We start from the raw sequence: 7,426 nt of genomic DNA on the forward strand, positions 1-7,426 counted from the left end.
CTAGGCAGAACGCCGAATCATCCCAATCTGCGCAAACATGTGAGTCGCGCGAACGAACTTGTGTGCACCGCCACATTTAGGGCTGTTCAAAGGCTGGGGAATCGGGTGTTCTGAACGGCTGACGGGCCGGTAACGATTTGGGAGCAGGAATAATGAACGGGAATGATGCAGCCACCGCTAATGCCATCGAAGCTGTCGCCAGCGCAGCACCGGCACTTGCGCGCCGTGCCGTCCATCGTGGCAAGCCCAAAGCCGTTCAGCTTCGGATCGTAGAAAGCGTTAAAGTCGACCGGTCGCGTGATGCGCTGTTGACGGATTTCGGCAAGACTACTCTGGAAGATCGCTATTTGCTGCAGGGCGAAAGCTATCAGGATATGTTTGCCCGCGTCGCAACTGCCTATGCCGACGATATTGCCCACGCCCAGCGCCTGTATGATTATATCTCCAGATTGTGGTTCATGCCCGCAACCCCTGTTTTGTCGAATGGCGGGGCAGAGCGCGGTTTACCGATCTCATGCTTCTTGAACTCGGTTGACGACAGCCTCGATGGAATCGTGCAGTCTTGGAATGAGAACGTTTGGCTTGCTTCCAACGGTGGCGGTATCGGCACCTATTGGGGCGGCGTGCGCTCCATCGGTGAAAAGATTGGGGCCAATGGCCACACCAGCGGCATCATCCCCTTTATTCGCGTGATGGATTCCTTGACGCTGGCGATCTCGCAGGGCTCGCTCCGTCGCGGGTCGGCCGCTGTTTATCTCGATGTGCATCACCCTGAGATCGAAGAATTCCTCGAAATCCGCAAACCCTCTGGCGACTTCAACCGCAAGAGCTTGAATTTGCATCATGGCATCAACATCACCGATGAATTCATGGAAGCGGTTCGCAGCGATGGCGACTTCAGCCTGATCAGCCCCAAGACCAATGAGGCTGTGCGGACGGTTAAGGCCCGCAAAATCTGGCAGAAAATCTTGGATCTGCGTCTGCAAACCGGCGAGCCATACTTGCTGTTCGTCGACACTGTGAACAAAGCCATGCCAGCTCACCAGCGCAAGCTGGGCTTCAAGGTCCGTCAATCCAATCTGTGCAGCGAAATCATGTTGCACACCGGCAAGGATCATTTGGGCAAAGACCGTACGGCTGTGTGCTGTCTGTCCTCGCTCAATGCCGAGACCTATATGGAGTGGAAGGACGATCCAAACTTCATCGAGGACATTTTCCGTTTCCTCGACAATGTGTTGGAAGACTTCATCCAGCGTGCGCCAGATGAAATGGAACGCGCAACTTATTCGGCCTTCCGCGAGCGGTCGGTCGGTTTGGGCATCATGGGCTTGCACTCCTTCTTGCAAGCCCAAGGTGTTCCATTTGAAAGCGCCATGGCAAAAAGCTGGAACATGCGGATCTTCAAGCAAGTCCGCCAAGCGGCAGACGCGGCTTCGGTGAAACTGGCGCAAGAGCGCGGGCCCTGCCCAGACGCCGCCGAGCAAGGCGTGATGGCCCGCTTCACCCACAAGCTGGCGATTGCCCCAACGGCGTCGATCTCGATCATTTGTGGTGGCACCAGTGCGGGCATTGAGCCGATCCCCGCCAACATCTACACCCACAAGACGTTGTCAGGTTCGTTCTCGGTCAAGAATCCCTATTTAGAGAAGCTCTTGGATACCAAGGGCCTCAATAATGATGCGACGTGGACGTCGATCCTTGAGAACGAAGGTTCGGTCCAGCATCTGGATTGCCTGAACGAGCTTGAGAAGTCGGTTTACAAGACCGCCTTTGAATTGGATCAGCGCTGGGTGATTGAACTGGCAGCTGACCGCACGCCCTATATCTGCCAAGGCCAAAGCCTCAACGTCTTTATTCCTGGCGATGTTGATAAATGGGACTTGCACATGCTGCATTGGTCGGCTTGGGAAAAGGGCATCAAGAGCCTGTATTACTGCCGCTCCAAGTCCATCCAGCGCGCCCAGATTGCGGGTTCGGCCAATAAGGGCGAGGACGTTGTCGACATGGCCAGCAGTGCGCCTACAGATTATGAAGAGTGCTTGGCCTGCCAATAAGCGGTTAGCCCTACAAGTCACTAAAGCGGGTCTGCCTCTATTGGGCGGACCCGTTTGTTTGTCCGGCAATCGCAATCTTATTGATCCGAGCAAAGCGCAAGAACGAGCCCATGGGGAATTCGGTCCAGCTCCGGTGGGCGGTGTCGAGACCTAAAGCCGCAGCCACATCAAACACATAATCCTGACAGGCAAAGGTTTTACCCTTATCGGGACCGATCATACTGGGTCGCAAGCGATAGCGGTTTTCCGTGCGCCAACGCCGATCCACGGCAAGCGCTGCTTGATAGCGGGCCTCGTCGACACGGACATGGACTTGCAAATGCCGCCACCAACCGTCGTCCACTTTCATCAGGCCTGGCACAAAGTCCTGACCGGTGACTGTGCCCCATGGCAGGATCAGCGCTGTGGCCATCGCTTTGATTGCTTGGATTTGATCGTTCGCATAATAGCCGCTCTCATGCGAACCGGGTCGCGCCAGCGGTGGGGTTTCCGGCCACTCCAGCCATAAATGGCCGATGAAGTCGCCCTTGGATGGGGTGGGCTTAGTCGCGATGATGGTGATGACGCGCCCGGTCGCGGATTTGTCGGTGCGAAGATCAAGCGATGCCGCTTGGGGTACGGGCTCAATCGGTGCGTAATAGGACCGCATCCAAGCCGCCACCACGAGGCCTAGGTTTAAGGCAACCCACGCCAAGATGGCGAGCAGCGTCATTAAAATGATTTTGCCGCGCCGCGCCGTGATTGCGCCTGCGGGCTTGTTTGTGGCAGTCTCGTGTAATGCGCTATTCAATTCGACCTGCCACGTTAGAGGATGCAGATTCTATTCAAGCAATCTATGCCCATCATGTCAAAACAGGCACGGGCACGTTTGAGCTGGAGCCACCCGATTTGGCCGAAATCCAAGCCCGTATGACCAAGATCGCCACGCGGGGCAGCCCTTGGTTGGTCGCCTGTGCCGAGGATGGACAGGTGATTGGCTATGCCTATGCCGGGGCGTTTCGCGAGCGGCCCGCTTATAACTGCACGGTGGAAGACTCGATTTACCTCGCGCCAGAGGCGGTTGGTCACGGTGTTGGGCGGGCGCTCTTGGCCCAATTGATCGCCCAATGCACCCAGTCCGGCTATTCCCAAATGCTGGCGGTGATTGGCGATAGTGGCAATTTGGCTTCCATCGGCCTGCATCGGGCCATGGGATTTGAGGATGTCGGTGTGCTGCGCGATGTGGGCCATAAGTTTGGCCGCTATCTCGATGTGGTGATTTTGCAGAAAAGTCTGTGAACAAGTCGCCAGAAACGGGGAATCATTGTTTCGTGTTTGCACGATGTTGTTAAGCTGGTTTTAACCAAGCCCCGATCTATATATAGGGGCGCACTGCACGAAACACACACGATATAGGGGCGATCAATGGCATTTGGAGATAATGGTACGGGCGTCGGGTTGGTGACACCATCTCACAGTTACAAGCCTTTCCGTTATCCTTGGGCCTATGAATTCTGGAAGCGCCAGCAGCAAGTTCACTGGTTGCCAGAAGAAGTGCCGCTGGGCGAAGATTGCAAAGACTGGGCGACCCGTCTGAATGACAATGAGCGCAATCTTCTGACGCAAATTTTCCGCTTCTTCACCCAGTCGGATGTGGAAGTGAACGACAATTATATGGAGCGCTACGCCCGCGTCTTTAAGCCGACCGAAGTCAAGATGATGTTGTCGGCTTTCTCGAACATCGAGACCGTGCATATCGCCGCTTATGCGCTTCTGCTTGAGACCATCGGCATGCCCGATTCTGAATTCTCGGCCTTCATGGAATATGAGGCTATGCGCGACAAGCACACCTATATGCAGGACTTTGGTGTCGACACCGAAGAAGACGTCTTGCGCACCTTGGCGATGTTTGGTGGCTTTACCGAAGGCCTGCAGCTGTTTGCGTCCTTTGCGATGCTGATGAACTTCCCCCGCTTCAACAAGATGAAGGGCATGGGCCAAATCGTATCTTGGTCGGTTCGCGACGAAAGCTTGCATTGCGAGGGCATGGTTAAATTGTTCCACACCTACGCCCGCGAAACCGGCAAGCTGTCGGCTTCGGTGAAGGACGATATCGTCGATTGCTGCAAGACGGTGGTGAAGCTGGAAGACAAATTCATCGATCTCGCTTTCGAAATGGGCCCTGTCCAAGGCATGGTTCCGGAAGATATCAAATCCTACATTCGCTACATCGCCGACTGGCGCTTGTCGCAGCTTGAGCTGCCGACCGTCTATGGCGTGACCGAACATCCGCTTCCTTGGCTCAGCCCCATGTTGAACGGGGTGGAGCATGCGAACTTCTTTGAAGCCCGCGCGACGGAATATTCCAAGGGTGCCACCAAGGGCGACTGGCATGGCGAAGAAGGTGTGTGGTCGATGTTTGATCGCATGCTGCAAAAACGCTCTTCCGAAGGCGCGCTCTAAGCACTTCCACTTGAACATTCGTGCCGCGCAAGCGGCATGAATTGCCTAGCCGTTTGACGAATTTCGACCAAAATAGCCGAATTTATCAATGATTTGGCTGGCACGTTTCTTGAAGTGAGACCATCGAATAGGATGGTCTCACATGCGTCTCGATCTAATCCCCGTCGACAGTTTAACCCGCATTGCGTGGGCATTAGCCGATGCCCATGGCGACGATGCTCTGGGCGTCGCTGATCGCACGATCCGAGAGCTCGAAAGCGAAGGCTCACCCGTTGTGGCAGATGCTTGGCGCGGCTTGCGTTCTGTGTTGGAAGACGTGCTTGGAGGCAGGCTCGGCCGCGACACCCCAACCATCCACTAGCGCCAGATCCAGACCAGCACAGCGGTAATTGCGATCAGAATGGCCGCTTGGATGCGATAATTCTGCCAGAGCGGCCGTGTGCGCAGATGCTCTGTCTCCGCATCATAGTCGGCCTTGCGCCACATCAGGGTTTCAATCTGGGCGAGCTCTGGGGCAGGGGCGAGGAGTGAGCCCAAGACGGTTGCCACCAAAGCCACCGCGAAGATCACGACGGCTGCGATCAAAAAGTGCATGTTGATGGATTTTTCCATCGCGATGGCGATGAACAAATAGATGCCGCACAACGTGCCCAAGGTCAGGCCGATCTTTGCCCCAGTTGCGTTTGCCCGCTTCCAGAACAAGCCCAACACGAACAGCGCGACAATCGGCGGTACGGCATAGGCCAGCACGGCTTGAATATATTGCCAAAGCGAGTCTGCGTGCTTCTCGATGACGGGGATCCAAGCAATCGCCAACACCATCAGTACCAAGGTGGTGATGCGTCCAATGCGTACCAAGGCCGTTTGCGTCAAGTCTGGTGCGATCTTGCGGGCAAAGTCCATCGTCACAAGGGTGGAGGCCGAATTAAAGGTCGACGCGATGGACGACATGATGGCTGCCAAGAACCCAGCAATCACAATCCCGACGATCCCGACAGGCAAAAGATCGAAGATCAAAGTCGGGTAGACCATGTCGCCCTTGGCCAGATTTGGGTAAATCAGGATGGCGGCCGTGCCAGGAAGGACCATCAGAAACAGGATTGGCAGCTTCAAGACGCCGGCAAACAAACTGCCCCAACGACCATGATCGAGGGTTTTGGCACTCATGACCCGTTGCGCCATAAATTGGTTGGTGCACCAGAAATAAAACCCCAGAAGCGGCACGCCCGTGATCAGCCCGAACCATGGCACACCCTGATCATCATTAGGGCGGATCAGGCTTAGTTTCTCTGGGTCGACTTGGGTCATGACTGCATGCCAGCCACCTGCCTTCTCAAACGAGAAATAAGCGATGAAGACAGAGGCACCCAGCAAAAGGATCGTTTGGACGACTTCGGTCACCATCACCGCACGCAGACCGCCCAAAGCCGTATACAGCCCTGCCGTGACCGCAAGAATGGCGGCAATTTCCCAAAGCTCAAGGCCGGGGAACAAGAGTTTGAATAGGATCGCGCCACCAAATAGGGTCGCGGCTGTATCGACTACAATGTTGAGGAAGATGGTTAGGCCCGAGAAATAGAGCCGGATGGAGCTGGAATAACGCCGCTCTAGAAACTCTGGCATCGTATAGACTTGGCTGCGTAGCACAGCCGGCAACACAAAGACGCAATAGATCGCCAGAATAACGGTGGCCATCCATTCGTAATTGAAAACCGAAATGCCGATCGTATAGGCAGCACCAGCTAGGCCGATTAGCGTTGTCGCAGAGATGTTGGAGCCGATGAGGGCCAAGCCAATGGTTGGCCAGGTTGCGGAGCGTGAAGCGAGGAAATAATCCTTAGCGTCTGTCTGCCCACGGGAAGCAATGAGCCCCAAGAGGATAATGCCCACCATGTAGCCGATGACGATGATCCAGTCCAAGCTCGCCATCGATGCTTGCAGCGTGTCCATGTCTCTTCCCCTAGTTTTGACGGGTTATCTGCGCAACCGCTTGATCACGCTAATGTGACCACTCTCGTTCGACAACCAGTCGTGCGATAGTTTTCACAGCGCGCCCACGCCACAGCAGCGCTGCCCGCGCCTGGCTTGACCCCATTGCAAACTTCAACCGATACTGGCCCACACGAAGTGCCAATGCGCGCGCAACGCGGGAGATGATAGCCAAATGATAGACTCCTTCGTGGCAGATCAGCCGTTATGGCTATTGTGGCTGATCTTGCTGGTCAGTCTGGTCGTTTTTGAATTCTTGGGGCGGGCGCTGCGCCAGTTTCTACGCCGGCGAGCTGGCGCTGGCACCGATGGTGGGGCCGACGGGGTGGATTATCTGCTGTCGAGTGTGTTTGCGCTCTTGGGCCTCTTGATAGCCTTCACCTTTGGCATGGCTTTGGACCGTTATGAATCGCGCCGTGATTTGGTCGTGCAGGAGGCTAATGCGATTGGGACGGCCCATATCCGTACTGCCTTTGCCGCCGAGCCCGTGCAGACCCAATTGCGAGAGCAGCTAGAGGCCTATGCTAGGACGCGCCTAGCTTATGGTCAGGCGGCCTTTCACGACAAGCCACCCTTGGCCGCAGAATCCGAGCGACAGCGCGCAGTGCTTGCGACAACAGGGATCGCCGCCACACAAAGCGTCGCCTCTGCCCCTATGGGGCCTGCCGTGATGGCCAGCGTGAATGACGTGATCGATGTCGGCAGTGCGCGCGAGGCCATTAATCTCGCCAAAGTGCCAACAAGTGTTGTCGCAATGCTGGTCGGCTATGCCTTCATCGCAGCCTTTGTCCTGGGCTATTCGCAAGCCATGCCCAGTCTGGTGCAGCGCATTGGCAATGGCTTGCTATTTTTGCTTTTGACCTTGTCCTTGGTCACGATCTTCGACCTCGACCGACCTGCGACGGGTACGATCAAGGTCAGCCAACAGCCGCTGGTGGACT

7 protein-coding genes are annotated in these 7,426 nt (G+C 55.8%); 5 read left to right on the forward strand and 2 right to left on the reverse strand.

All coding sequences use genetic code 11. The features are described from left to right. Positions 1-152: 152 nt before the first annotated feature. Positions 153-2,054, forward strand: coding sequence for a ribonucleoside-diphosphate reductase subunit alpha (locus ACOVRA_RS06345; protein WP_421719549.1), 1,902 nt, complete (start codon positions 153-155; stop codon positions 2,052-2,054). 37 nt (positions 2,055-2,091) lie between these two features. Here ACOVRA_RS06345 and ACOVRA_RS06350 read toward each other — a convergent pair whose 3' ends face one another. Beyond that, positions 2,092-2,844 (reverse strand): hypothetical protein, encoded by a 753-nt coding sequence (locus tag ACOVRA_RS06350; RefSeq protein ID WP_421719550.1) that lies wholly within the window; start codon positions 2,842-2,844, stop codon positions 2,092-2,094. Between ACOVRA_RS06350 and ACOVRA_RS06355 the strand changes: the two genes are divergently transcribed. The 3 genes from ACOVRA_RS06355 to ACOVRA_RS06365 all read left to right on the forward strand — a co-directional run bounded on the left by ACOVRA_RS06355 (position 2,832) and on the right by ACOVRA_RS06365 (position 4,857). Next, positions 2,832-3,332, forward strand: a complete 501-nt coding sequence (locus ACOVRA_RS06355) for a GNAT family N-acetyltransferase (RefSeq protein WP_421719551.1) — start codon at positions 2,832-2,834, stop codon at positions 3,330-3,332. The two genes, ACOVRA_RS06350 and ACOVRA_RS06355, sit on opposite strands and share 13 nt — an antisense overlap. A 126-nt stretch (positions 3,333-3,458) precedes the next feature. Next, a complete protein-coding gene (locus ACOVRA_RS06360; RefSeq protein WP_298229587.1) occupies positions 3,459-4,496 on the forward strand; it encodes a ribonucleotide-diphosphate reductase subunit beta in 1,038 nt (345 codons plus the stop codon). 142 nt (positions 4,497-4,638) lie between these two features. Beyond that, the gene (locus ACOVRA_RS06365; protein ID WP_290803406.1) at positions 4,639-4,857 is read left to right on the forward strand and encodes a hypothetical protein; all 219 of its coding nucleotides are present in this window, start codon (positions 4,639-4,641) and stop codon (positions 4,855-4,857) included. Here ACOVRA_RS06365 and ACOVRA_RS06370 read toward each other — a convergent pair. Then, positions 4,854-6,446: a sodium:solute symporter gene (locus tag ACOVRA_RS06370; RefSeq protein WP_421719552.1), complete on the reverse strand. Its 1,593-nt coding sequence runs from the start codon at positions 6,444-6,446 to the stop codon at positions 4,854-4,856. The genes ACOVRA_RS06365 and ACOVRA_RS06370 overlap by 4 nt on opposite strands. A gap of 229 nt (positions 6,447-6,675) precedes the next feature. Here ACOVRA_RS06370 and ACOVRA_RS06375 point away from each other — a divergent pair. After that, on the forward strand, positions 6,676-7,426 hold a 751-nt coding region (locus tag ACOVRA_RS06375; RefSeq protein WP_421719553.1), incomplete at its 3' end, for a hypothetical protein.

The sequence above is a fragment of the Aquidulcibacter sp. genome (assembly GCF_049239865.1).
GTDB lineage: Bacteria > Pseudomonadota > Alphaproteobacteria > Caulobacterales > Aquidulcibacteraceae > Aquidulcibacter.

What these genes read in the sequence shown, in the direction of transcription:
- ACOVRA_RS06345 (WP_421719549.1), top strand. Translation starts at nt 153, where the DNA reads ATGAACGGGAATGATGCAGCCACCGCTAATGCCATCGAAGCTGTCGCC.
- ACOVRA_RS06355 (WP_421719551.1), top strand. Translation starts at nt 2,832, where the DNA reads ATGCGCTATTCAATTCGACCTGCCACGTTAGAGGATGCAGATTCTATT.
- ACOVRA_RS06360 (WP_298229587.1), top strand. Translation starts at nt 3,459, where the DNA reads ATGGCATTTGGAGATAATGGTACGGGCGTCGGGTTGGTGACACCATCT.
- ACOVRA_RS06365 (WP_290803406.1), top strand. Translation starts at nt 4,639, where the DNA reads ATGCGTCTCGATCTAATCCCCGTCGACAGTTTAACCCGCATTGCGTGG.
- ACOVRA_RS06370 (WP_421719552.1), bottom strand. Translation starts at nt 6,446, where the DNA reads ATGGACACGCTGCAAGCATCGATGGCGAGCTTGGACTGGATCATCGTC.